The following is a 25,457-nucleotide window of genomic DNA, read 5'->3' on the forward strand; positions in this document are numbered from 1 at the left end:
TCGCTGCCCGGCCGGGGTTCTACTTCGCGGTCGGCATCACGAACTCGGCACCCTTGCCGATGCTTTCGGGCCAGCGCTGCATGATCGACTTCTGCTTGGTGTAGAAGCGCACGCCTTCCTCGCCGTAGGCGTGCATGTCGCCGAAGAGGCTCTTCTTCCAGCCGCCGAAGCTGTGCCAGGCCATGGGCACAGGGATCGGCACGTTGATGCCGACCATGCCGACCTGGATGCGGCGCGAGAACTCGCGCGCCACATTGCCGTCGCGCGTGAAGCACGACACGCCGTTGCCGAACTCGTGGTCGTTGATCAGCTCCACCGCTTCCTTCAGATCGTGCACGCGCACGCAGGACAGCACCGGGCCGAAGATCTCTTCCTTGTAGATGCGCATGCCGGGCGTGACATGGTCGAACAGCGTGCCGCCCATCCAGAAGCCGTCGGCGCAGCCTTCGCCGGTCTTGGCGGCGTCGAAATCGCGGCCGTCGACCAGCAGCTTCGCGCCTTCCTTGACGCCCTCTGCGATGTAGCCCGTGATGCGCTCGTGCGCCGCGCGGGTCACGATCGGGCCCATCTCGGCGGCGAGGTTGGTGCCATTGAGCACCTTCAGCGTCTTCGTCCGCTCGATCAGCTTGGGCAGCAGCTTGTCGGCCACGTCGCCCACGAGCACCGCGACCGAGATCGCCATGCAGCGCTCGCCGGCCGAGCCGTAGCCGGCGCCGATGAGGGCGTCCACCGCCTGATCGATGTCGGCGTCGGGCATCACGACCATGTGGTTCTTGGCGCCGCCGAGCGCCTGCACGCGCTTGCCGTGGCGCGCGCCGGTCTCGTAGATGTAGTTGGCGATCGGGGTCGAGCCGACGAAGCTCACGGCCTTGACGTCGGGATGCACGAGCAGCGCGTCCACCGCCTCCTTGTCGCCCTGCACCACGTTGAAGACGCCGTCGGGCAGGCCCGCTTCCTTGAGCAGCTCGGCCATGCGCAGCGACGGGCTCGGATCGGTCGGGCTGGGCTTGAGCACGAAGGTGTTGCCGGCCGCGATCGCGACCGGGAACATCCACATCGGCACCATGACCGGGAAGTTGAACGGCGTGATGCCGGCCACCACGCCGAGCGGCTGGCGCAGCGTCCAGTTGTCGATGCCGGTCGACACCTGGTCGGTGAAGTCGCCCTTGAGCAGCTGCGGGATGCCGCAGGCGAACTCGACGATGTCGATGCCGCGCGTGACCTCGCCCTGGGCATCGGTGAAGACCTTGCCGTGCTCGGCCGTGATCAGGTGGGCGAGTTCGTCGCGGTGCTGGTTGAGCAGTTCGAGGAACTTGAACATCACGCGCGCCCGGCGCAGCGGCGGCGTGTCGGCCCAGGCCGGGAAGGCGGCCTGCGCGGCCGCGACCGCGGCGTCGACGTCGGAGACGTTGGCCAGTGCCACCCGGCCGCTCGCACGTCCGGTGGCAGGGTTGAAGACGTCCTGGGCGCGCGTGGCGCTGCCTGCGGATTTCTGCCCGCCGACGAAGTGGGCGATGACGGGGAGCGAGGTCGATGCAGAGGTCATGATGGTTCCGTGGAGGCTGGGGGCAGGGCGTCAGTCTAGGAAGCCGCGCGCCTGCTGCCTAGTCCCGGCAGCCGAACTCATTGTTCATTTTGGTAAACAATCGAGCAATGAAATCCGAGAATGTCGAAACGCTGTGGTCGCATCTCCACTGGCTCGTGGTGCTGGCCGAGCAGGGCAGCTACACCGCTGCAGCCGCCCGGCTCGGCGTCAGCAAGGCGGCCATGAGCCAGCGCATCGCGCAGCTCGAGCGCGCAGTGGGCGTGGCGCTGGTGCGCCGCACCACGCGCAGCATGCGCCTGACCGAGGCCGGCCAGCGGCTGGTCGACCAGACGCGCGAGCCCTTCAGGCAGATCGCGCACAGCTTCCTCGACAGCCGCGACCAGGCGGAGACGCCGGCCGGCCTGCTGCGGGTCACGGCGCCGGTGGCACTCGGGCGCCAGCAGGTCGTGCCGCGCGTGGCCGAGTTCCTGCGCGCGCATCCCTCGATCCGGATCGAGCTCGAGCTGTCCGACCGGCTCAACTCGCTGGCCACCGAAGGCTTCGATCTCGCGATCCGCCATTCGGCCAGCGCGCCCGACACCCACGTGGCCTGGCTCCTGTGCCGCACGGCCTCGGTGCTGGTCGCGAGCCGCGCCTATCTGCGCCGCAGCGGCGTGCCGACGTCGCCGGCCGACCTCGCGGACCATGCCTGCCTGCACTATCCGCGCGGTCCGGACGAGAAGGTCTGGTCGTTCGAGCCCAACGGTGCGCGCAGCCGCGCGGCCGGCCGCGTGACGGTGCCGATCGCAGGGCCGATGGCGGTCAACAACAGCGAGGCGCTGCGCGACGCCGCCCAGGCCGGGCTCGGCATCGCGCTGCTTCCCGACTTCAGCGCCCAGGCGGCATTGCGCACCGGCCAGCTGGTCCAAGTGCTGCCCGACTGGTCGCCGGTGGGTGCCTTCGCCGACCGCATCCACGCGATCCGACCGTATGCGCTGCATGTGCCGCGGGCCCTGACCCAGTTCGTGGCCCATCTGCGCGAGGCTTTCGCGGACGGGTTCGCCGTGCGACCGGGCTGAGTAGGCACTCGGCGGGGTTGCGGCGCCTCGCCGCACTGCACGAGGGCGCCCGGCGTACAAGCGTGTAGGAAGCCGCCGACCCGGGAATGCGGCCGCCGCTGCGATCATGTGGGCTTTCGTCAGAGGAATCCCCAGGCCGAAGGGCCCTTGCCGCGCATGAGTGAAGCTTCCATCGAATCCATGTCTCGACGCGAAGCGCTCGCCCCCGCGCCCCCCGACCTGTCGGTGTGCGACCGGGAGCCGATACGCACGCCCGGTGCCATCCAGCCGCACGGGCGCTTGCTGGTACTGCTGCCGGGCACGCTGTCGCTCGTTGCATTCAGCGAAAACTGGCCTGAGGGCGAAGAGCGCGATCGCGCCGTCTCGGCGTTGAGTCAATTCGATCTCGCGGTGCTGGAACCCGGTGCGTCGCCCGTCCTGCTGGGCATGCTCCCGGTCGGCGGCAGGTTCTTCGATGTCTCCGCCCATCGTTCGTCGGAACACCTGATCTTCGAGTTCGAGGACGGCTCGCGCGGCGGGCCGCGTGACGCGCCCATCCATTCGCTGACCCGTGTCTTCCTGCCGCGGCTGCAGGAAACCGAGACCATCGAGCAACTGGCCGGACTGGCGGCCGTGGAGATGAAGCGCCTGACCGGCTTCGGCCGCTGCCTGACCTACCGTTTCGATGCGGCCGGCCACGGCGAAGTGCTCGGCGAGGCGCTCGATGCCGGTTACGACAGCTATGCAGGCCATCGCTTTCCGGCCAGCGACATCCCGCAGCAGGCGCGCGCGCTGTACCTGTCCAACCGCTTCCGTCTGATCGCGGACGCCTTCTACGAGCCGGTGCCCCTGCTGGCCGCGGCGCCGGATTGCGTAGCGGGCGGCATTGACCTTTCTCAGGCTCAGCTGCGCAGCGTGTCGCCGGTCCATCTCGAATACATGCGCAACATGGGCACGCTGGCCTCGGCCTCGGTGTCGATCGTGGTCGACGGCCGGTTGTGGGGGCTGATCTCATGCCACGACCACGCACCGCGGCTGCTCGACAGCGCAACCCGGCTGGCCTGCGAGCATCTGGGGCAGCTCCTGGCGTTGCAGATCCAGTCGAAGGCCGCCAACCAGCTCGTGGCCGAGCGGCTCGAGCTGCGCCAGATCACGCTCGAGATGGTGTCCCGGCTGGCCGACAGCGACGCCACGTTGCAGCGGCTGGTGGCCGATCCGGCGCCCATCCTGCGGCTGGCGCGCGCCACGGGGGCAGCCGTGGTACTCGACGAGGCGGTGTGGAGCGTCGGCGAGGTGCCTGCCAAGGCGCAGATCCTCGAGCTCGCGCAATGGATCTCGGGCATGGGCCTGGAGGTCTATCGCAGCGATGCACTGGCCTCGACCTTCGCGCCGGCGCGCGCGTTCGAGGACAAGGCGGCCGGCGTGCTTGCGGTCTCGATCTCCCAGGTGCACCGCCACATGATCCTGTGGTTCCGGCCCGAGATGGTGCAGACCGTGAGATGGGCCGGCGAGCCGCGAAAGGCCGAGCGGGCCGATGGCCGCATCCTGCCGCGGCTGAGCTTCCGGAGCTGGGTCGAGCACATCGGCGGCCGTTCCGATGCCTGGACGGCGGCCGAGATCGGTGCTGCCGGCGAGCTGCGCCAGGCGCTGATCGGGATCGTGCTGCGCCGGGCCGAGGAGCTCGCCGCCGTCGCAACCGAGCTCGGGCGCGTGAACAAGGAGCTCGAGGCGTTCTCATACACCGTCTCGCACGATCTGCGGGCCCCGATGCGCCACATCTCCGGCTACGTCGACCTGGTGCTGGCGCAGGAAGGCAGCCAGCTCAGCGAACGCGCCCGGCGCTACCTGGACAACGTCAAGGAGGCCTCGGCCTTCGCGGGCCTGCTGGTCGATGCGCTGCTCGACTTCTCGCGCATGGGGCGCGCCTCGATCAAGCGGCGACGGGTCGATACCTCGCAGCTGGTCGACGCCCTGGTGCGTGAACTGGTGCGCCACGAGCCCGTGCGCGAGATCGAATGGCACATCGCGCCCGATCTCCCTTCGCTCGACGCCGATCCTCTGCTCCTGCAGGTCGCGCTGCGCAACCTGCTGGCCAACGCGCTCAAGTATTCGCGCGGCCGCAGCCCGGCGCGCATCACGGTGCGCGCGGTTCACGCGGACGACGGCGAAGGCATCGAGGTCGAGGACAACGGCGTCGGCTTCCAGATGAGCTACGTCGACAAGCTGTTCGGCGTCTTCCAGCGGCTTCACCACGTCGATGAGTTCGAAGGCACGGGCATCGGGCTTGCCAACGTCAAGCGCATCGTCGAAAGGCACGGCGGCCGTGTATGGGCACGCGGCGAGCCGGGCCGCGGTGCGACCTTCGGCCTGCTGCTGCCAACCGCTCCGGCTCTCGGCGAGCCGGTTCCCGTTCATGGAGAAGACGAAGATGCTTAAGCCCATCCTGCTGGTCGAGGACGACCGGCGCGACCTCGAACTGACGCTGATCGCGCTCGAGCGCAGCCAGCTCGCCAACGACGTGGTCGTGGTGCGCGACGGCGCGCAGGCCCTCGAATACCTGCGGCGCGAGGGCGAGCATGCGCAGCGCGACGTCGGCAATCCGGCCGTGATCCTGCTCGATCTCAAGCTGCCCAAGCTCACCGGCCTCGAGGTGCTGCGCGAGGTGCGCGCCGATGCTTCGCTGCGCAGCGTGCCGGTGGTCATGCTGACCTCATCGCAGGAAGAGGCGGACGTCGTCAAGAGCTACGAGCTGGGCGTCAATGCGTATGTGGTGAAGCCCGTGATCTTCGAGCAGTTCGTCTCGGCGATCGCCGACCTGGGCGTCTTCTGGGCCGTGCTCAACGAACCGCCTCCGGGCTCGCTCAAGGCGGCGAGGCGCAATGGCTGATGACGTCCCAACGCCGGGCGCTGCGTCGCGTCCGGAATTCCTGATCCTCGAGGATTCGCGCTTCGATGCCGAGCTGCTGACCGAGGCGCTGCGCGTCGCGCAACCCGCGGCCAGGACGCGCGTGGTCGACAACGAGGCTGCCTTCATCGAAGCCCTGTCGGGCGCGCCTCCGACGTTGATCCTTTCCGACTACGAACTGCCGGGTTTCTCCGGTGAGCATGCGCTCCAGATCGCGCTGCGCCAGGCGCCGGGCGTGCCCTTCATCTTCGTCTCGGGCGTGATCGGCGAGGACAACGCGGTCGAGCTTCTCAAGCGAGGCGCCACCGACTACGTGAGCAAGGACCGGCTGGCGCGCCTGCCCCTGGTTCTCGAACGCGCGCTGCAGGAGAGCCGAGACCGCGCGGGCCGCGAAGACGCACAGCGCCGCCTGCGCGATGCCAATGCCGGCTTCGCACGGGCCGAGACGCGCCGGCTGGCGCTGATCGAGCTGGGCGACCGCATCCGCGACATGGACGATCCGGGCGACATCGCTTTCGCGGCGTCCGAGATGCTGGGTCGCGAGCTCGAGGTCGACCGGGTCGGCTACGGCGTGGTCGATACGGTGGCCGAGACAATCGCGATCGAGCGCGACTGGTGCGCGCCGGGCGTCGCCAGTCTTGCGGGCCTGCTGCATTTCCGCGACTACGGTTCCTACATCGACGACCTGCGGCGCGGCGTGACGGTGGCCTTCGCCGATGCCCGCGAAGATCCGCGTACACGCGACAACGCGGCCGCGCTCGAAGCCATCAGCGCGCGGGCGGTGGTCAACATGCCGCTGACCGAGAAGAGCGGGCTGGTGGGCCTGCTGTACCTCAACCACGGACAGGCGCGGGCGTGGCCCGAAGGCGAGGTGGAATTCGTGCGCGAGGTGGGCGACCGGGTGCGCACGGCAGTGGCTCGGCGCGAAGCCCAGGGCGAGCTCAGGGCATTCGCCGATTCGCTCGAGCGCCAGGTGGCCGAGCGCACGCGCGAGCGCGACCGCACCTGGGCGCTGAGCCAGGATCTGCTAGGCGTGGCCAATGCGCGCGGCTATTTCGAGAGCGTCAATCCGGCCTGGGAACCGGTGCTCGGATGGACCCGCGAGGAGCTGCGCGCGCTGCCGTTCCGCAGCTTCGTCCATCCTGACGACCTGGCAGCCACCGAGGCCGAACTGCTGCGGCTTGCGCAGGGCGAGCGCACGCTCGGCTTCGAGAACCGCTGGCGAACCAAGGCCGGCGGCTACTGCTGGCTGTCGTGGACCGCTGTGCCCGACGAAGGCCTGCTCTACACGGCCGCGCGCGACATTACCGAGCAGAAGGAGCGTGCGGCCGAGCTCGAGGCCGCGCGCGAGCAGCTGCGCCAGAGCCAGAAACTCGAGGCCGTCGGCCAGCTCACGGGCGGCCTGGCGCACGACTTCAACAATCTGCTGGCAGCGATCTCGGGCAGCCTCGAGCTGATGCGGCGGCGCGGGCTCGAGGGCCGATACGCCGACATCGACCGCTACGTCGACGTGGCCCAGGGCGCAGCCCGGCGGGCGGCGGCGCTCACGCACCGGCTGCTGGCCTTCTCGCGGCGGCAGACGCTGGCTCCCAAGCCGCTCGATGCGAACCGCCTGGTGGCCGACATGGAAGATCTGGTGCGCCGCACGATGGGGCCGCAGATCGCGCTCGAGTCGGTGGCGGCGGTCGGACTGTGGCCGGTGCTGGCCGATCCAAGCCAGCTCGAGAGCGCGCTGCTGAACCTGTGCATCAACGCGCGCGACGCCATGCCCGAGGGCGGCAAGCTCACGATCGAGACCGCCAATCGCTGGATCGATTCGCGCACCGCGCGCGCTCGCGATCTCGCGCCGGGCCAGTATGTATCGCTGTGCGTGAGCGACAACGGCGTCGGCATGACGCCCGAGGTGGTGGCACGGGCCTTCGATCCCTTCTTCACGACGAAGCCGATCGGCATGGGGACCGGGCTCGGCCTGTCGATGATCTACGGCTTCGCGAAGCAGTCTGGCGGCCAGGTGCGCATCTACTCCGAGGTCGGCCAGGGCACCATGGTGTGCATCTACCTGCCGCGCAACATGGCCGCCGAGCCAGTGCCCGAGACGCTGCCGCCCGAGTCCGAGGCGCCGCGCGCCGACCAGGGAGACACCGTGCTGGTGGTCGACGACGAGAGCGCCATCCGCATGCTGATCGTCGAGGCCATGCAGGAGCTCGGCTACGCCACGCTCGAGGCCGGCGATGGGGCCGAGGCGCTCAAGCTGCTGCAGTCGGACCAGCGGATCGACCTGCTGGTGACCGACGTGGGCCTGCCGGGTGGCATGAACGGGCGCCAGGTGGCCGACGCGGCCCGGCTGGCGCGACCCGGCCTCAAGGTGCTCTTCATCACGGGCTATGCCGAGAACGCGGTGCTGAGCCACGGCCACCTGGCGCCCGGCATGCACGTCATGACGAAGCCGTTCGAGATGGACGTGCTGGCGCGGCGTGTGAAGGAGCTGATCTGAGCGCGCCGCCCGTTCTCCAGGCCCTTCGCGGCCGTACCGCCGAACTGCATCGGCGGCTGGACGGCCAGTTGCCGGTCGGGCGCGAGGACGCCTCGCTCGACGACTACCTCGCCCATCTGCGCGTGCTGGGGCCCTGGATGGTGCAGATGCGCCTGGCATTGGCCGAGGCGCGCGTGCCGGCGCTCGCTGCGGTGGCGGCGCGCATCGACGATCGATCCCGGGCCCTCGCGCTCGATCTCGGCCTCGAGGATGCCGGCGCTGGCCTGCGCGTCGACGCGAGCGAATGCCGCCGCTTCCCGCTGCCGGCGTGCGAGCCGCAGGCCTTCGCCTGGGGTCTGGCCTATGTGGTCGAAGGCTCGCAACTTGGCGGTGCCGTGATGTACCGCCGACTGTCGACGCGGCTGGCGCCGCATCCGCTGCGCTACTTCGCGCCGGTCGCCGGCGCGACGACGGGCGCAGCCTGGACGGCCTTCGTGGCAGCGCTCGGTGCGGCCGTGCGGTCGCGGCCGGCGATCGAATCGGCCGCGGACGGCGCCGCTGCCGCCTTCGAGCACCTGCTGGCCGGCTTCGCGCTCGATGCGGCATGAAGATCGCGACCTTCAACGTCAACGGCGTGAATGGACGGCTCGCGCGCCTGCTCGAATGGCTGGAGGAGGCGAGACCCGACGTCGCCTGCCTGCAGGAACTCAAGTCCCCCGATGCGAGTTTCCCGGCCGGTGCCATCCGCGACGCCGGCTACGGCGTGGTGTTCCATGGCCAGAAGTCCTGGAACGGGGTCGCCATCCTCGCGCGCGGCCGCGAGCCGATAGAGACCGGACGCGGCCTGCCCGGGCTGGAGGCCGATCCGCAGAGCCGCTACCTCGAGGCGGTGGTGGACGGCGTGGTGATCGGCTGCCTCTACCTGCCGAACGGCAATCCGCAGCCGGGGCCGAAGTTCGACTACAAGCTGGCCTGGTTCGAACGCTTCAACGCCCATGCCCGCAGGCTGTTCGACTGCGGCCTGCCGGTGGTGCTGGCGGGCGACTACAACGTGGTGCCGACCGACCTCGACATCTACAACCCGGCCTCCTGGCGCGACGACGCACTGCTGCAGCCGGAAAGCCGCGAGGCCTTCGCGGCGCTGCTCGGCCAGGGCTGGGTCGATGCGCTGCGGACGCTGCATCCGCACGAGCGCATCTATACCTTCTGGGACTACTGGCGAAACCGCTGGCCGCGCAATGCGGGCCTGCGAATCGACCATCTGCTGCTGAATCCGCAACTCGCGCCGCTGTTGCGCAGAGCCGGGATCGACCGCGAGGTGCGCGGCCGGCCCGGCGCCAGCGACCATGCGCCGACCTGGATCGAGGTCGACCTGCCGGGCCGCTGATTCCGCGCTTCAGCGGTAGCCGGTGTCGTTCGCGTTGTGGATGATCCAGGTAAGGTTGCCGCCCGAGATGTTGCCCAGGTTGCCACCCGCGAAGATCAGCCGGCCCTGGCCCTTGTAGGCCAGCTCGATGCGCGTGCGATCGCCGCCGAAGTAGAAGGGGATGAAGGCCTTGCCGGTGACATAGGCGCCCTGGTCGGTCGGCTGGCCCACGATGTCCGTGACCTGCTTGAGGCTCATGCCGATCTGCAGCTGCGTGAACTTCGAGCCCGGCGCCGGGTTGCCCGTGATCTCGCCTTCGTAGTCGTTGATGCCCTTGACCGTGCGGCCGCTGCCGGCCTCGATCTTGGTCGAGTCGATCACGTTGCCCTGGGCATCCATGCCGGGCTTGGCGGCGCCGCGCGGGGCGGCTGCGGCAGCGCTCGCGGCGGCCGGTGCCGCAGCCGCGGCTGCCACCGGTGCGGGCGCGGGCGCGGGTGCCGCCTGCATCGGGGCCGGCTTCGGCGCCGGGCCGCAGCGATCGAGCTGCACGATGGCCTGCTTGGTCGAGGCCGACCATTCGACCTGCACCACGCGCGAGGCGATCTGGCCGCCCGTGAATTCGGGTTCGCAGAGGAAGCGCACCGGGTCGTTCGACTTGACCGCCACGCTGTCGGCGGCGTCCTTGCGCAGCTTGATCACGCGGGTGGTCGAGAGGTCCTTGCCGTTCAGGGCCTGGGCCAGCTTGGCTTCGTCGCCGCGTGCCTGCTGCACGGCGCGCAGCACCTGCGCATAGCTGATCGGGCCGGTGCTCGCGATCTGCGGCTTGGGCGGCGGGGGCGGTGCGACCGGGGCCGGCGCGGGCGGGGGCGCCTCGGCGACGGGCGGTGCCTGGGTCTTGGACTGGTTGGCGCAACCGGCCGCGAGGACGGTGAGGGCGGCAAGGGCGGCCAGGGCGACGCGGCCCGGGGAACGGGTTTCGAGAATCACGAGATCAACTCCTCCTGTAACAAAGTTCTGATTATTTCAGCGCGGCGCTGCGATGCCTAGCGATCTTCGCGCGAGCCGTCAGCCGTCGAAAAATCACGGCCATGCGGGAAAGCACTGGTTTAATGCCGGTCAGGCGCTAATTCAGGGGGAGGAAATGCGCACATGAACCGTTCTGGTTTCCGGCGCGTCGCATCGACGCGTCGACACCGCGGACCCGGCTGGCGGCCGGCCGTGGCGCTCCTGGCGCTGCTGGGCGGCTGCGCCGTCGGCCCCGATTTCACGTCGCCGGCGCCCCCGCCCGGCGCTGAAGGCACTGCCTATACGCCGACACCGCTGGCCGCCCAGACCGCCTCCGCGCCCGGCATCATCGCTGGCGAATCGCAGCGCCTGGTGCTCGGGCAGGACATCCCGGCCCAGTGGTGGACGGTGTTCCATTCCGAGGCGCTCGACGCGCTGATCCGCTCGGCGCTGGCGCAGAACCCGACCCTGGCGTCGGCGCAGGCCGCGCTGCGGCAGTCGCAGGAAATCTACACGGCCCAGACCGGCGCCCTGCGCTATCCGAATATCGGCCTGCGTGTGAATGCGGAGCGCGAGCGCGCGGCGCTGGCCACGGGCCGCCTCGGCACCTACAACCTGTTCAACGTCGGTGTCGACGTCTCCTACCAGCTCGATCTGTTCGGCGGCAACACGCGCGCGCTCGAGAGCTATGCCGCCGCTGTCGACTACCAGCGCTTCCAGGTCGAGGCGACCTACCTCACGCTGGTCTCGAACCTGGTCTCGACCGCGATCCTCGAGGCCTCGCTGCGGGCGCAGGTCAAGGCGACGCGCGAGGTGCTGGAACTGCTCGAGCGGCAACTCAAGGTGGTCAACGTGCAGTTCGACGCCGGCGCGGTGGCGCGTTCGGCCGTGCTCACGCAGCAGACGCAGATCGCCCAGGCGCGCGCCACCATCCCGCCGCTCGAGAAGTCGCTGGCGCAGGCGCAGCATCAGCTGTCGGTGCTGGCCGGCCGGCTGCCGAGCGAGGCCGGCATGCCGGAATTCAACGTCGATTCGCTGCGATTCCCGCAGGAACTGCCGCTGACCCTGCCGTCCTCGCTGGTGCGCCAGCGGCCCGACATCCGGGCCAGCGAGGCGCTGCTGCACGAGGCCAGCGCGCAGGTCGGGGTGGCGACCGCGGCGCAGTATCCGCAGGTGACGCTGGGCGCCGGCTACGGCAGTGCGTCGTCGACCACGAGCGGCCTGTTCAGGGCCGATTCGGCGATCTGGAACTTCGGTGCCGGCCTGGTGCAGCCGATCTTCAACGGCGGCCAGCTCAGCGCCCAGAAGCGCGCGGCCGAGGCCGCCTACGACCAGGCCCAGGCCCAGTACCGCGCCACCGTGCTGTCGGCCTTCCAGAACGTGGCCGATTCGTTGCGCGCGATCCAGTCCGATGCCGACACGCTGCGTGCGCAGGCCGAGGCCGAGTCGACCGCGCGCGAGTCGCTGCGGATCGCGAACGAGCAGTACCGGCTCGGGGCCGTGAGTTTCCTGCTGCTGCTCGACACGCAGCGCAGCTATGCCCAGACCCGCATCGCGCTGGTGCAGGCTCAGGCGGCTCGCTACGCGAGCACGGCCGCACTGTTCCAGGCGCTGGGCGGCGGCTGGTGGAACGAGGGGCCGCTGGCCGACGCCTCGCGCCCGGGCAGCGAGGCCGTCATCGAACGACCCCGATTGGCGCCGGTGCGCTGAACGGTCGACCAACAAGAAAGTGGAGCGAGGAATTTCATGACCAAGCGGATGCTCATCATGCTGGGGTGCGTGTTGTTGCTGGTGGCCGGGCTGGCCTTCGGCTTCTATCTGCACGTGAGGGCCCTGATGGCCAGCGCGCCCAAGCCCGGCGCCCAGACCGTGACCGCGATGAAGGCGCAGATGCTCGAATGGCAGCCCCAGCTCAACGGCGTCGGCACGCTGGTCGCGGTGCGCGGCGTCGACGTCACGACCGAGATCGCGGGCATGGTGCGCAAGATCAATTTCAAGTCGGGCCAGGACGTCAAGGCGGGCGAGCTGCTGCTGCAGCTCAACGACGATGCCGACGTCGCCCAGCTGGCCTCGCTGAAGGCTACGGCCGACCTCGCCGCCACCACGCTCAAGCGCGACCAGGCGCAGCTGGCCGGCCAGGCGGTGAGCCAGGCGGTGGTCGACACCGACATGGCCGACCTTCGCAGCAAGCGCGCGCTGGTGGCGCAGCAGGAGGCGACGATCGCCAAGAAGGCGATCCGCGCGCCCTTCTCGGGCCGGCTCGGCATCACCACCGTCAACCCGGGGCAGTACCTGAACCCGGGCGACAAGATCGTGACGCTGCAGAACCTCGATCCGATCTACATCGACTTCTCGCTGCCGCAGGGTCAGATCGCGAACCTCCAGGTGGGCCAGGTGGTGAACGTGGTGGCCGACGCCTACAGCACCGAGGTGTTCCCGGGCAAGATCAGCGCGATCAATCCGAAGGTCGACACCAGCACGCGCAACGTGCTGATCGAGGCCACCGTCGCCAACCCCCAGAAGCGCCTGCTGCCCGGCATGTTCGCGCGCGCCAACGTCGACGTCGGCGAGAAGAAGCGCTACCTCACGCTGCCGCAGACCGCGATCACCTACAACCCCTACGGCTCGACCGTGTTCCTGCTTAAGCCGCCCGCGCCGCCACCGGCCCCGGGCAGCAAGGACGCCAAGGATGCCAAGCCCGCACCGCCGCCGCCGCCGCCGGGCACCGAGCACGACCTGGTCGCCCACCAGGTGTTCGTGACCACCGGCCAGACCCGCGGCGACCAGGTGGCGATCCTCTCGGGCGTGGCAGAGGGCGACCAGGTCGTCACGAGCGGACAGCTCAAGCTCAAGAACGGCACGCCGGTGGTGATCGACAACAAGGTGCTGCCGGCCGACAACCCCAACCCGAAGCCGCAGGAACGCTGAAGGCGCCCGATGAAATTCACCGACATCTTCATCAAGCGGCCGGTGCTGGCCATGGTGGTGAGCCTGCTGCTGGTGGTGCTGGGCCTGCGTTCGCTGTTCGGGCTGCCGGTCAGCCAGTACCCCAAGACCGAGAACGCGGTGGTCACGGTCACCACCACCTACTTCGGCGCCGATGCGCAGACCGTGGCCGGCTTCATCACGCAGCCGCTGGAGGCCGCGATCGCACAGGCGCAGGGCATCGACTACATGTCGTCGACCAGCACCAGCGGCGTCTCGACCATCACCGCCACGCTGCGCCTGAACTACGAGGCCAACCGCGCGCTGACCGAGATCAACACGCAGGTCAACTCGGTCAAGAACCAGTTGCCGGTGCAGGCGCAGACGCCGGTGCTCACGGTTGCGACCGGCCAGACCACCGACGCGATGTACCTCGGCTTCTACAGCGAGACGCTGCCGACCAACAACGTGACCGACTTCCTCGCCCGCGTGGTCAAGCCGCGGCTGGATTCGACACCGGGGGTGCAGACGGCCGAGCTGCTGGGCGCGCGCCAGTTCGCGCTGCGCGCCTGGCTCGACGCCGAGAAGATGGCCGCCCACGGCGTGACCGCGGCCGACGTGAGCGCCTCGCTGGCCGCCAACAACTACCTGGCCGCGCTCGGCGCGACCAAGGGCCAGATGGTCACGATTCCGCTGACCGGCGGCACCGACCTGCACACGGTGGACGAGTTCAAGAAGCTCGCGGTGAGGCAGAACGGCGACTCCATCGTGCGGCTGCAGGACGTCGCGACCGTCACGCTGGGTTCGGAGAACTACGACTTCAACGTCGCCTTCAGCGGCGTGCGCTCGGTGTTCGTCGGCATCAAGGTGGCGCCGGACGCCAACATCCTGCAAGTGGCGGAGCGCGTGCGCAAGGCCTTCCCCGAGATCCAGAGCCAGCTGCCGGCCGGCGTGGTGGGCGAGATCGTCTACGACTCGACCGACTTCATCAACACCTCGATCTTCGAGGTCGTCAAGACCCTGGTCGAGGCGCTGGTGATCGTCACGGTCGTGATCTTCCTGTTCCTCGGCAGCCTGCGCGCGGTGCTGGTGCCGGTGATCGCGATGCCGCTGTCGCTGATCGGCACCTTCTTCGTGATGCTGGCGCTCGGCTATTCGATCAACCTGCTCACGCTGCTGGCGCTGGTGCTCGCGATCGGCCTGGTGGTGGACGACGCGATCATCGTGGTGGAGAACGTCGACCGCCACATGAAGGAAGGCAAGACGCCGATGGAAGCGTCGATCATCGCGGCGCGCGAACTCGGCAGCCCGATTCTCGCGATGACCGTGGTGCTGATCGCGGTCTATGTCCCGATCGGCTTCCAGGGCGGCCTCACGGGCGCGCTGTTCACCGAGTTTGCGTTCACGCTGGCCGGCGCGGTCGCGGTGTCGGGCGTGGTCGCGCTCACGCTGTCGCCGATGATGTGCTCGCGCTTCTTCAGGCAGGAGCAGGACTCGGGCCGCTTCGCGATGGCGATCGACCGCGTCTTCGAGAAGGTGCGCCATGGCTACCACCGCACCCTGCACAGCCTGCTCGACACCCACATCGTGCTGATCGTGATGGGCGTGATCCTCATCGGGCTGCTGGTCGTGATGTTCAAGATGTCGAAGTCCGAACTCGCGCCCGAGGAGGACCAGGGCATCGTGCTCGGCCAGGTGGTGGGCCCTCCCACCGCCACCGCCGAGCAGATGCAGACCTACGCGCACCAGGCCTACGAGATCGCCAGGTCGCTGCCCGAGTACGACCAGATGTTCCAGATCACCGGCGTGCCGACGACCAACGCGGGCATCGGCGGCGTGCTGCTCAAGCCCTGGGACCAGCGCACGCGCAGCGCCAACGAGATCCAGAAGGAATTGCAGGCACGCTGGGGCGGGATCGCGGGCGCGCGCATCGCGGCCTTCCAGTTTCCGCCGCTGCCAGGGGCCTCGGGGCTGCCGGTGCAGTTCGTGATCACCACCACCGAGCCGTTCGAGAACCTCAACACCGTGGCGCAGCAGGTGCTCGAGAAGGCGCATGCGGCGAACCTCTTCTACTTCGCCGACACCGACCTCAAGATCGACAAGCCGCAGGTCACGGTGGAGTTCGACCGCGACAAGGTGGCCGCGCTCGGCATGACGATGCAGGACGTGGGCAACGCGCTCGGCGCCGCGCTCGGCGGCGGCTACGTCAACTACTTCTCGATCGCGGGACGCTCGTACAAGGTGATCCCGCAGGTGCTGCAGGTCGACCGGCTCAATCCTTCCGAGGTGCTGAACTTCTACCTGCGGACGCCGAGCGGCAGCATGATTCCCGCGAGCACGGTGGCGACGCTGAAGCACGAGGTGGTGCCGGAGTCGGTCACCCACTTCCAGCAGCTCAACTCGGTGACCATCTCCGGCGTGCCGGCGGGCTCGCAGGGCGACACGCTGGCCTTCCTGCGCAATGCGGTCTCGGAGGTGGCGCCCAGCGGCTATACGGCCGACTACGCGGGCCTGTCGCGCCAGTTCATGCAGGAGTCGGGCGGCTTCCTCGTCACCATGATGTTCGCGATCATCATCGTCTTCCTGGCCCTGGCTGCGCAGTTCGAGAGCTTCCGCGACCCGATCGTGATCCTGGTGTCGGTGCCGCTGGCGCTGTTCGGCGCCATGACCTTCATCTTCCTCGGCTTCGCGAGCATGAACATCTACACCGAGGTCGGGCTCGTGACGCTGATGGGCCTCATCAGCAAGCACGGCATCCTGATCGTCGAGGTCGCGAACCAGCACCGCAAGCAGGGCATGAGCAAGCGCGACGCGATCGAGGAGGCGGCCGCGCTGCGGCTACGCCCGATTCTCATGACCACCGCGGCGATGGTGTTCGGCGTCGTGCCGCTCGTGATCGCCTCGGGGGCCGGTGCCGCGGGCCGGCATGCGATGGGCCTCGTGATCTTCACGGGCATGTCGATCGGCACGCTGTTCACGCTGTTCGTGGTGCCTGCCATGTACCTGCTGCTGGCCGGCGAGCACGAGGCCGACCCGGAGGCCGAAGCCGCGGCGCGGGCCGAGGCGCAGCCGGCCGCTTCCTGACTACCACCACCACACGCTCAATGATGAAAACGAGTCGCCGATGTCGCACAAGCCTCCAGGGCTGATCTACGGCGTCGACGAGACGCCGCCACTTGGCGTCAACATCCTCAGCGGCCTCCAGCACGTGGGGCTGATGTCGATCTACCTGGTCTATCCGGTGGTCATTGCGCACGCCGCCGGGCTCGGCCCGGAGCTGGCGGCGGCGATGGTCAGCGCGACGCTGATCGCGCTGGCCATCGGCACCGTGCTGCAGGTGGTCAGGATCGGGCCGATCGGCTCGGGCTTCCTGTGCCAGCCGACCTCGAGCGTGGTCTACATGGTGCCCTCGCTGGTCGCGGCCCATGCGGGTGTGCTCTCGGCCGTGTTCGGCATGACGATCCTGGCGGGCCTGTTCGAGATGGCGCTGTCGCGCGTGCTGCCACGCCTGCGCGCGCTGTTCACGCCCGAGATCACCGGGCTGGTGGTGCTGCTGGCCGGCATCTCGGTCGGCGTGGTCGGGCTGCGCACGGCGCTCGATCCGCTGCACACCGGCAATGCGCCGGCCGAGGCCGACCTGATGCTCGGCATCGGCACGCTCGGGCTCATGGTGGCGCTCAATGTCTGGGGCAAGGGCTCGCTGCGCCTGTTCAGCGTGCTGATCGGGCTCACCGTCGGCTGCCTCGCAGGCTGGCTGCTGGGCCGGATCGACGCGCACGAGCAGCACCTGCTGGCGGTCGCGCCGCTGGTTGCGCTGCCGGCGCTCGGCTACGTGTCCTGGTCCTTCGAGGCCAGCCTGATTCCGACCTTCCTGGTGGCTTCGCTGGCGGCGGTGCTCAAGGTGATCGGCAACGTCACCACCTCGCAGAAGGCCAACGATGCCGGCTGGGTGCGCGCGGACATGGGATCGATCGGTCGGGGCGTGCTGGCCGACGGCCTGGGATCGGTCATGGCCGGCGTGGTCGGCGCGCCCGGCATCAATTCGTCGACCAGCGCAGTCGGCCTCGCGACCGCGACCGGGGTCGCGAGCCGGCGCATCGGCTGGTCGATCGCCGTGATCCTGCTGCTGTTCGCCTTCGTGCCCAAGCTCGGGCTGCTGTTCAACCTGATCCCGCGGCCGGTGCTGGGTGCGGCGCTGGTGTTCTCGTCGACCTTCATCGTGATCAACGGCCTGGTGATCATGACCTCGCGCCTGCTCGATTCGCGCAAGACGCTGGTCATCGGCCTGGCGATCGTGTTCGGGCTGGCGGTCGAGATCTTCCCCGGCCTGCTGGTCGTGCTGCCGCCCGCGATGCGGCCGTCGTTCGGCAATTCGCTGGTCTTCGGCACCCTGCTCGGGCTCGGGCTGAACCTGCTGTTCCGCATCGGCATCCGGCGCAGCCGGACGATGACGGTGACGCCCGGCGTGACCGGGCCCGATGCGCTCGAGCTGTTCCTCGAGGAGCAGGGCGCCGCCTGGGGTGCCCGCGCCGACGTCATCGAGCGCGCCAAGTTCAATCTCGTGCAGTCGATCGAGACCATCATCTCGAGCGGCGTCGCCACCGGGCCGCTGGAGGTCGAGGCGGCCTTCGACGAGTTCAACCTCGATCTCCGCGTGTCCTACGCGGGCGAGGCACTCGAGCTCCCCGAAGCCCGTCCCTCCGTCGAGGAAATCATCGAATCCGAGGATGGCGAGCGCAAGCTCGCGGGCTTCCTGCTTCGGCGCTTCGCGGACCGCGTGACTTCACGCCGCAACGGCGATCGCTCGACCATCGGCTTTCACTTCGATCATTGAGGCGTCGCGGCCCGGCTCGGACGCGGCAAGCGCCCCTCGCATGCAGCGCCGGTCGGCGCGTCGATTTCGATACGCCCAAATAAGTCACGACATCGTTCGTTTGTCGAGGCGTCTCGGCACGTTTTTGGTGCACATCTGGCTACATTCGTCTGGTTAATACACAGCAACGACTATTTTCCAGATGAACTGCCCCTCTCCTGCCGCCGATTCGAAGAACAAGACGCTGATGACGATCGCCGCGACGGCCGCGCTCCTCTCGCTGGCCGCCTGCGGTGGCGGCGGGGGTGGCGGCGGCTTCCTCCCGGTGGCCTCAGCGCCGGCACCCGCCGCCGCGCCAGCGCCCGCAGCGCCTGCGGCCCCTGCTCCGGCACCCGAACCCGTGGCGGTCGCCCCGGCGCCGGCGCCGGAGCCCGCGCCGGTTCCCGGCATCTGCGACCGCACCGGCACGGCCCTGCCGGCCTGCTCGGTCGATTTCTCGGACAACCACGCGCGCACGACGGTCGTGAAGGACAAGGAGAACGGTGTCGACGTCGACGTGATCCAGTTGCAGGCAGATCGTGGGACGCTCGTCAAATCGATCTATGAGGGCCACAACAATGGCGGCGCGGGCGACAAGGCCGTCTATGGCCTGAGCTTCCTGCACAAGGTCAGGCTCGCGGACTTCAAGGGCATCAGCTTCAAGCTGAAGTTCGACGCGCCGGGCACCACCACAACCGACGCCTACGTCACCTACACCGTGAGCAAGCAATGCGACGGCGCAGGATGGCTCAACCTGATCACCTCGACCGCGGACATGAAGCCTTCGGTGGCCGACGCGGACGGCTACGTCACCTACACCGCGGCCAGGGACGAAGCCAACTGGGCGCGTTCGGGCGGCAAGAAGGAGGAGTACGTCGACAACACCGATCCGCTGAATCCGGTCACCGAGGTCCTGCTCGCGAGCGGCTACGGCGTCGACAGCCCGAACCCGAGCTCTCTCGAGAAGCTGCTCACCCGCTATCCCGAGGCCTGCATCTACAACTTCCGCAATCCGGATGCCGCCGGCATCAAGGACGCCGATGGCGTCGCGACCACCCCGGCCGTGGATTTCAATCTGAGCGACACCAAGAATGCCGTGGCCAAGCGCTACTGGCTCAAGGACATCCAGGTCAACGGACAGAAGGTGTTCTGAGCGGGGCGCTCCGGCGGGTCTCCGACGGGCCCTGAGCGCCTTCACGATCGGCCACCCGGCCGACATGCACGTGCCGATCGCGGGCGTGCGAGCGGTTGCTGATGATGCTGCTGATGCTGCGGCCCGGGGACTCTTCAGCTCACGCACACGGATGCGCGCGATCGCGGCCGCGATCAAAGGCAGGCCGCTTCATTCCAAGACAGCGGATAGAACCGATCACTCATGCGGCAGGGCGTGAGTGCCTCCCGACCACCAACCTCGACGACCGCCGCTGCTTGCCATTGAGCAACAGGGGCTGCGTCATCGAGCGCATGCCGTCATGTCATGATCCCTTGCGGCAACACCGCGTCGCGCGCAGTTGCCGATCACGTGGCCCCACAGGCCGAACCTGATATCTGAAGGAGAACTCATGGCAAGCAAGACGGAAAAGGCAAGGACCACCAACGGCAAGGGGGGCGCGGACGGTGCGAAGCCGAACATCCTGGTCATCTGGGGAGACGACATCGGCGTCACGAACATCAGCGCCTACAGCGACGGCATCATGGGCTACGAGACGCCGCATATCGACCGCATCGCGAACGAGGGCGTCCGCTTCCTGCACTACTACGGCGAACAGAGCTGCACGGCGGGCCGCGCGGCCTTCATCACCGGTCAGCACGGCCTGCGCAGCGGCATGACGAAGGTCGGCTTTCCGGGCGCTCCGATGGGCATGAGCCAGCTCGATCCCTCCATCGGCGGCCTGCTCAAGAACCTCGGCTACGCCACCGGCCAGTTCGGCAAGAACCACGTGGGCGACCGCAACGAGAGCCTTCCGACCGTGAACGGCTTCGATGAATTCTTCGGCAACCTCTACCACCTCAACGCCGAGGAAGAGCCCGAGCTGCCCGACTATCCGAAGGACCCTTCCTATCGTGCCAAGTTCGGTCCGCGCGGCGTCCTCAAGTGCAAGGCCTCGGACAAGGACGACGCGACCGTCGACCCGCGTTTCGGCCGCATCGGCAAGCAGACCATCGAGGACACCGGCCCGCTGACCAAGAAGCGCATGGAGACGGTCGACGACGAGACTTCGGCCGCTGCGATCGATTTCATGAAGCGCCAGAACAGCGAGGGCAAGCCCTTCTTCTGCTGGTTCAACGCCACCCGCATGCACCTGCGCACGCACGTGCGCGATGGCCATCGCGGCCGCTACGAGCACGGCGACAGCGAATACCTCGACGGCATGATGGAGCATGACGACACGGTCGGCACCCTGCTCGACACGCTCGACGAACTCGGCATCGCCGACGACACCATCGTCGTCTACTCGTCCGACAACGGGCCGCACATGAACTCGTGGCCCGACGGCGCCATGACGCACTTCCGCTCCGAGAAGAACACCAACTGGGAAGGCGCCTTCCGCGTGCCCTGCGTCGTGCGCTATCCGAAGGTGATCGCGCCCGGTACCGTCACGAACGGGGTCATGGGCCACAACGACTGGATTCCGACGCTGTGTGCCTTCGCGGGCGAACCCGACATCGTCGCCAAGCTCAAGAAGGGCTACAAGGCCAACGGCAAGGACTACAAGGTCTGCCTCGACGGCTACGACCAGTCGGACTTCCTGCGCAAGGTGAAAGGCAAGGCAGGGTCCAAGGGTGCATTGAAGAGCGCACGCGACCTGTTCTTCTACACCGACGACGACGGCCTGCTGGTCGCGATCCGGCAGGGCGACTACAAGTATGTCTGCGCCGAGCAGCGCATGCAGGGCACCCTGGGGGTCTGGGCCGAGCCTTTCACCGAGCTGCGCCTGCAGAAGATCTTCAACCTGTTTCAGGATCCTTTCGAGCGCGCCGACATCACCTCGAACACCTTCTGGGACTGGCAGCTCAACCACATCGGCCAGGTCTACGGGCTGATGGAGAAAGTCTTCGAGTTCGCCGAGACCTTCAAGGAATTCCCGCCGCGCTCGTTCCCGCCCAGCTTCAACCCGGCGACCGTGCTCGAGCAGACCATGGCATCGATCCGGCAGCGCATGGAATCCGAGGCTCGAAAGGGCAAGTAGCACCTCGGCGCGCTCGTTGCATCAAAGGGCAATTGGGGCCTTGCGAAGAGCGCGCCAGTCTGCAATCGCCATGTGCTCGCAGGTCGCGGATATGCTGCGCGACGGTTCAACAATTGTCAGCAGTGAAGGTCGCGACATGATCGATCCTCGGGTCCGTTCGATGCTGGCGCTGGGCGCGCCGGCCATTCTGGTTGGCATCGCTGCAGCCCTGATCCTGTTGGTGGTGGTGCTGGCGGCGAACCTCCTCCAGCACTTCCTCTGGCAGTCCTTGCCGTCCCTGATGGGCGCGACAGCCAACACGTGGTGGTGGATCCTTGGCGTCATGACGTTCACCGGCCTTGCCGTAGGTTTGGTGGTGCGCTACGTACCGGGGCATGCGGGACCGGACCCCGCAACCGTATCGCTGTTCGGCGCACCGACGGCGATCGGCATCTTGCCGAGCCTGGCGCTGGCGCTGATCCTGGCATTGGCCGGCGGCGTCAGCCTCGGGCCGGAGAACCCGATCATCGCCATCATCGTCGGCCTCACCGTGGCCATCGGTGCCAGGCTGATGCCGCGCGTTGCCGCGAAGGGCTGGGTGATGTTGGCCGCGGCGGGCACGATCGGTGCGATGTTCGGCACGCCTGTGGCCGCAGCGTTGCTTTTCTCGGAGATGGTCGGCGGCGACAAGGACACGCCGATCTGGGATTCGCTCTTTGCCCCGCTGGTTGCCGCAGGAGCCGGCGCACTGACCATGTCGCAGTTCGAGGAAATGGACTTCTCGCTGCCGATCGATCCCTACCTGCATCCCACGCTCGGCGACATCGGGCTGGGAATGCTCGTGGCATTGGCGGCCATCGCCATCGGCATGGCGGCCGTGTGGCTGTTTCCTCGCATGCATCGACTCTTCAATGCCATAGGACATCCCGTCCTGATATTGACGCTCGGTGGATTCCTGCTGGGTCTGCTGGGCATATGGGGCGGGCCCATCACGATGTTCAAGGGCTTGGCCGAGATGAAGACACTGGCGAATTCCGCCGGGCAGCTCAGTGCCTCGACACTTGCGGTCATCGTCGTCATCAAGCTCGTGGCCGTGCTGATCTCGGCGACCTGTGGCTTCAGGGGAGGACGCATCTTTCCGATGGTCTTCGTCGGCGTTGCCTTCGGGCTGTTCGTGCACCAGCTCTTCCCGGCGGTACCGATGGCACTGGCGATCGCCTGCTCGGTGCTCGGCTTCACGCTCGTGGTCACCCGCGACGGCTGGCTCAGTCTCTTCATGGGCGCGATCATGATTCCGGGGATCGAACTCCTTCCGCTGCTGTGCGTCGTGATCCTGCCTGCCTGGCTCGTCCTCGCAGGCCGGTCCGAGATGCTGATCAAGGAAACCGGCGCCGGCAAGACCTGAGGAAGCCCGAATGAGCCTGGGAGTGCACGGGTCACCGTCCTTCGCGCAGTTGGAGAGACTGGCCTCGAGCGCGCCGACTCGCCTCAACCGCCCGTCGCCGCCAGCGCCTTCGTGATCGCCACCAGGTCGGTCGCCAGCCGCGCATTGCTGTCGGCCTGCTCGCGCTGGGCCTGGATCAGGTTGCGCTGCGCATCGAGCGGCACGAGGAAATCGGTCAGCCCGTTGTCGTAGCGCACGCGCGCCAGCTCGTAGGCATTGCGGCTGTTCTTCTCGCGCAGCCCGAGTTCGCGGTTGCGAAGGCGCTCGGCCGCATAGGCCGAGAGTGCATCATCGATCTCCTGCCAGGCCTTGAGCACGGTCTGCTGGTAGGCCACGGCGGCTTCCTGCTGCTGCAGCTGGCGCAGGGTGACGACGCTGCGCCGGCGCCCGGCATCGAAGATCGGCAGCTGCAGGGTCGGTCCGATCTGCCACTGGCGGCTGCCCCACTCGCCGAACTTGCTGCCGGTGGTGGATTCGTAGCCGAAGCCGGCGCCGATCGTGATGCGCGGATACAGGTCGGCGACCGCGACACCGATCGAAGCGGTCGCCGCATGCAGCTGCGCCTGGGCGCGCTGCACGTCGGGCCGCCGCAGCGCGACTTCCGAAGGCAGGCCCAGCGACAGGTCGGGCAGCTGCGCAGTCGCCATGCCGGCAGGCCGTGCCGCCAGCATCGTGTTCAGTGCGCCCGGGCCCTCGCCGGCCAGTAGCGTGATCTGGTTCATGGCCTGCGCCTCCTGCGCCAGCGACTGCGGCAGGCGTGCGCGCAGGTCCGCGAGCTGGGCGGCCTGGCGCGCGACGTCGAGGTCGGTCGTGAGCCCGCCGTCGGCGCGCACCTTGACCAGCTCCAGCGTCTCGGCGGCGGCCGCGATGTCGGCGCGCGCGAGCTCGATCTGGCGCTGCGCAGCGCGCAGCTCGAAGTAGCGCCGCGCGATCTCGGCCTCGATGCTGAGCCGCACCTGTGCCAGCGTGGCCTGGGAGCCCGCGAGATCGGCGTCGGCGGCCTCGATCGAGCGTCGCACGCGGCCCCAAAGGTCGAGCTCCCATGAAGCGTCGAACCCGGCCTGGAACAGGTTGAAGGGCTCGCTGAGCTCCTCGATGAGTTGGTTGCGGTTCACGGGGCGCAGCACGTCGATGGTGCGCGCGGTCGTGCCGTCCTCGCTGGGCCGCTGGCGCACCGCGCTGCCGTCGAGGTTCAGCTGTGGCGCCTGTGCCGCGGCGGTGGCCTTGCGCTGGCTGCGGCTCTGCGCCAGCCGCAGTATCGCGGTCTGCACGTCGAGGTTGGCCGCGAGGGCGCGCGCCTGCAGCTCGGCCAGCGTCGCATCCTGGAAGGCGGCCCATGAGATCGCGGCGGTGGCGGCCTGCGCGGTGGCGGAAGGGGGCGGCGGCGCGAGCTCGGCGGCGCCGCCGTGCCAGCTGGCGAAGTCGGCCGGCGCCTCGGCCGTGCGGGGCTGGTAGTCGGGGCCGACCGCGCAGCCTGCGAGGCCGAGCGCGACGGCCAGCAGCAGGGCGGCGGGGAGCGTAGGGCGCGCGTTGCAGCGCGGCGACCGGGGCGCAGTGGAAATGCAGAGAGGTGCGTTCATCGCGATATCCCTTGTGTTCAGACGAGGCGGTTGCGGAACAGCCATGAGGCCAGGGGCAGCGTGATGGCGGCCAGGGCGAGCAGTGGAATCAGGTCGTGCCAGACCACCGAGAGCCCGACGCCTTCGAGGTAGACGCGCTGGATCAGGTCGATCGCGAAGCGCAGCGGATTGGCCAGCGTGGCGATCTGCAGCGCCTCGGGCATGTTGCTCACGGGCGTGGTGAGGCCCGACAGCAGCATCATCGGCATGATCAGCACGAAGGTGTAGAGCATCGCCTGCTGCATGTTGGCCGACACCGCCGAGATCGACAGGCCGATGCCCACGCTCGCGACCGTGAACAGCAGCAGGCCGGTGTAGAGCGTGACCAGCGAGCCCGCCATCGGCACGCCGAACCACCAGCGCGTCACGAGCAGCACGATGGTCGACTGCACCAGCCCGATCAGGATCGGCGGCGCCACCTTGCCGAGCATGATCTGGGTCGGCGAGAGCGGAGTGACGAGCAGCTGGTCGAAGGTGCCCTGCTCGCGTTCGCGCGCCACCGAGAGCGCGGTCAGCAGCAGGGTCTGGATCATGCTGAGCGCAGCGATCATGCCGGGCATGAAGTTCCAGCGCGTCTCGAGGTTCGGGTTGTACCAGGCGCGCTGCTCGATCGTCACCGCGGGGCCGCTGCCGCCGTGAGTCGCGCGCCAGCCCGCGTTGAACCGGGTCACGACCGAATTGACGTAGCCGGCCGCAGAGCCCGCGGTGTTGGAATTGCGCGCGTCGATCACGAGCTGGATCGCGGCCTCCTCGCCGGCCTGCAGCTGTTGCTCGAAGCGCGGCCCGATGCCGATCACGAGCAGTGCCTGGCCGGAGTCGATCACCTTCGCGATGTCGGTCGGGGTGGAGAGCGTGGCCACGCGCCGGAACACGCCGGTGCCGTCGAGTTGCGCGGCCAGCGCGACCGAGGCGCCGCTGTGGTTATGGTCGAGCAGCGCGTAGTCGATGCGGTTGAGATCGTAGGTGGCGGCGTAGCCGAACAGCAGGCTCTGCAGCAGCGCCGGCACCACCAGGATGACGCGGTTGGCCGGGTCCTTGAGGATCGCGAGCAGTTCCTTGCGGAACAGGTTCGCGACCTGCTGCATGAAGGCGATGAAAGCGTGGGCCATGGCGGG

General features: G+C 68.5%; 17 protein-coding genes. 13 read left to right on the forward strand and 4 right to left on the reverse strand.

The window, feature by feature from the left end; translation table 11 throughout:
* Positions 1-19: 19 nt before the first annotated feature.
* Positions 20-1,546 carry a CoA-acylating methylmalonate-semialdehyde dehydrogenase gene (locus QTH87_RS19185; protein WP_286611557.1) on the reverse strand — a complete coding sequence of 509 codons (1,527 nt, stop codon included), beginning with the start codon at positions 1,544-1,546 and terminating at the stop codon, positions 20-22.
* Between the two features lie 107 nt (positions 1,547-1,653).
* Between QTH87_RS19185 and QTH87_RS19190 the strand changes: the two genes are divergently transcribed.
* The 6 genes from QTH87_RS19190 (at position 1,654) to xth (ending at position 9,348) form a co-directional block, all read left to right on the forward strand.
* Positions 1,654-2,604: a LysR family transcriptional regulator gene (locus QTH87_RS19190; protein WP_286611559.1), complete on the forward strand. Its 951-nt coding sequence runs from the start codon at positions 1,654-1,656 to the stop codon at positions 2,602-2,604.
* A 180-nt stretch (positions 2,605-2,784) separates the two neighbouring features.
* A complete protein-coding gene (locus QTH87_RS19195) occupies positions 2,785-5,019 on the forward strand; it encodes an ATP-binding protein (protein ID WP_286611561.1) in 2,235 nt (744 codons plus the stop codon).
* On the forward strand, positions 5,012-5,470 hold the full coding sequence (locus QTH87_RS19200) for a response regulator (protein ID WP_286611563.1): 459 nt from the start codon (positions 5,012-5,014) through the stop codon (positions 5,468-5,470). Before QTH87_RS19195 ends, QTH87_RS19200 begins: the two co-directional genes overlap by 8 nt.
* Positions 5,463-7,982 (forward strand): response regulator, encoded by a 2,520-nt coding sequence (locus QTH87_RS19205; protein ID WP_286611564.1) that lies wholly within the window; start codon positions 5,463-5,465, stop codon positions 7,980-7,982. The genes QTH87_RS19200 and QTH87_RS19205 overlap by 8 nt, the downstream gene beginning before the upstream one ends.
* A gap of 68 nt (positions 7,983-8,050) precedes the next feature.
* Positions 8,051-8,569: a biliverdin-producing heme oxygenase gene (locus QTH87_RS19210; protein ID WP_286611566.1), complete on the forward strand. Its 519-nt coding sequence runs from the start codon at positions 8,051-8,053 to the stop codon at positions 8,567-8,569.
* Positions 8,566-9,348, forward strand: a complete 783-nt coding sequence (xth, locus tag QTH87_RS19215) for an exodeoxyribonuclease III (RefSeq protein WP_286611568.1) — start codon at positions 8,566-8,568, stop codon at positions 9,346-9,348. Before QTH87_RS19210 ends, xth begins: the two co-directional genes overlap by 4 nt.
* Before the next feature lie 9 nt (positions 9,349-9,357).
* Here xth and QTH87_RS19220 read toward each other — a convergent pair whose 3' ends face one another.
* Entirely contained in the window at positions 9,358-10,314 is a 957-nt protein-coding gene (locus tag QTH87_RS19220; protein WP_286611570.1) for a hypothetical protein, read from the reverse strand.
* Positions 10,315-10,476: 162 nt separating this feature from the next.
* Here QTH87_RS19220 and QTH87_RS19225 point away from each other — a divergent pair, with 162 nt between their 5' ends.
* From QTH87_RS19225 to QTH87_RS19255, 7 genes are all read left to right on the forward strand, one after another.
* Entirely contained in the window at positions 10,477-12,042 is a 1,566-nt protein-coding gene (locus tag QTH87_RS19225) for an efflux transporter outer membrane subunit (RefSeq protein ID WP_286611572.1), read from the forward strand.
* A 36-nt stretch (positions 12,043-12,078) separates the two neighbouring features.
* Positions 12,079-13,260, forward strand: a complete 1,182-nt coding sequence (locus QTH87_RS19230) for an efflux RND transporter periplasmic adaptor subunit (RefSeq protein WP_286611574.1) — start codon at positions 12,079-12,081, stop codon at positions 13,258-13,260.
* A 9-nt stretch (positions 13,261-13,269) separates the two neighbouring features.
* Positions 13,270-16,341: an efflux RND transporter permease subunit gene (locus QTH87_RS19235; RefSeq protein ID WP_286611575.1), complete on the forward strand. Its 3,072-nt coding sequence runs from the start codon at positions 13,270-13,272 to the stop codon at positions 16,339-16,341.
* A gap of 40 nt (positions 16,342-16,381) precedes the next feature.
* Complete coding sequence (locus QTH87_RS19240) at positions 16,382-18,091, forward strand: uracil-xanthine permease family protein (protein ID WP_286611577.1); 1,710 nt, start codon at positions 16,382-16,384, stop codon at positions 18,089-18,091.
* A gap of 181 nt (positions 18,092-18,272) precedes the next feature.
* On the forward strand, positions 18,273-19,262 hold the full coding sequence (locus tag QTH87_RS19245; RefSeq protein ID WP_286611579.1) for a hypothetical protein: 990 nt from the start codon (positions 18,273-18,275) through the stop codon (positions 19,260-19,262).
* A 409-nt stretch (positions 19,263-19,671) separates the two neighbouring features.
* Positions 19,672-21,300: an arylsulfatase gene (locus tag QTH87_RS19250; RefSeq protein WP_286611581.1), complete on the forward strand. Its 1,629-nt coding sequence runs from the start codon at positions 19,672-19,674 to the stop codon at positions 21,298-21,300.
* 70 nt (positions 21,301-21,370) lie between these two features.
* A complete protein-coding gene (locus QTH87_RS19255) occupies positions 21,371-22,684 on the forward strand; it encodes an ion channel protein (protein WP_286611582.1) in 1,314 nt (437 codons plus the stop codon).
* Positions 22,685-22,767: 83 nt separating this feature from the next.
* Here QTH87_RS19255 and QTH87_RS19260 read toward each other — a convergent pair whose 3' ends face one another.
* Positions 22,768-24,303 carry an efflux transporter outer membrane subunit gene (locus QTH87_RS19260; protein ID WP_286611583.1) on the reverse strand — a complete coding sequence of 512 codons (1,536 nt, stop codon included), beginning with the start codon at positions 24,301-24,303 and terminating at the stop codon, positions 22,768-22,770.
* A 17-nt stretch (positions 24,304-24,320) separates the two neighbouring features.
* The gene (locus QTH87_RS19265; protein ID WP_286611584.1) at positions 24,321-25,451 is read right to left on the reverse strand and encodes an ABC transporter permease; all 1,131 of its coding nucleotides are present in this window, start codon (positions 25,449-25,451) and stop codon (positions 24,321-24,323) included.
* Positions 25,452-25,457: the final 6 nt, after the last annotated feature.

It is taken from the genome of Variovorax jilinensis (assembly GCF_030316885.1).
Classification (GTDB): domain Bacteria; phylum Pseudomonadota; class Gammaproteobacteria; order Burkholderiales; family Burkholderiaceae_C; genus Variovorax; species Variovorax jilinensis.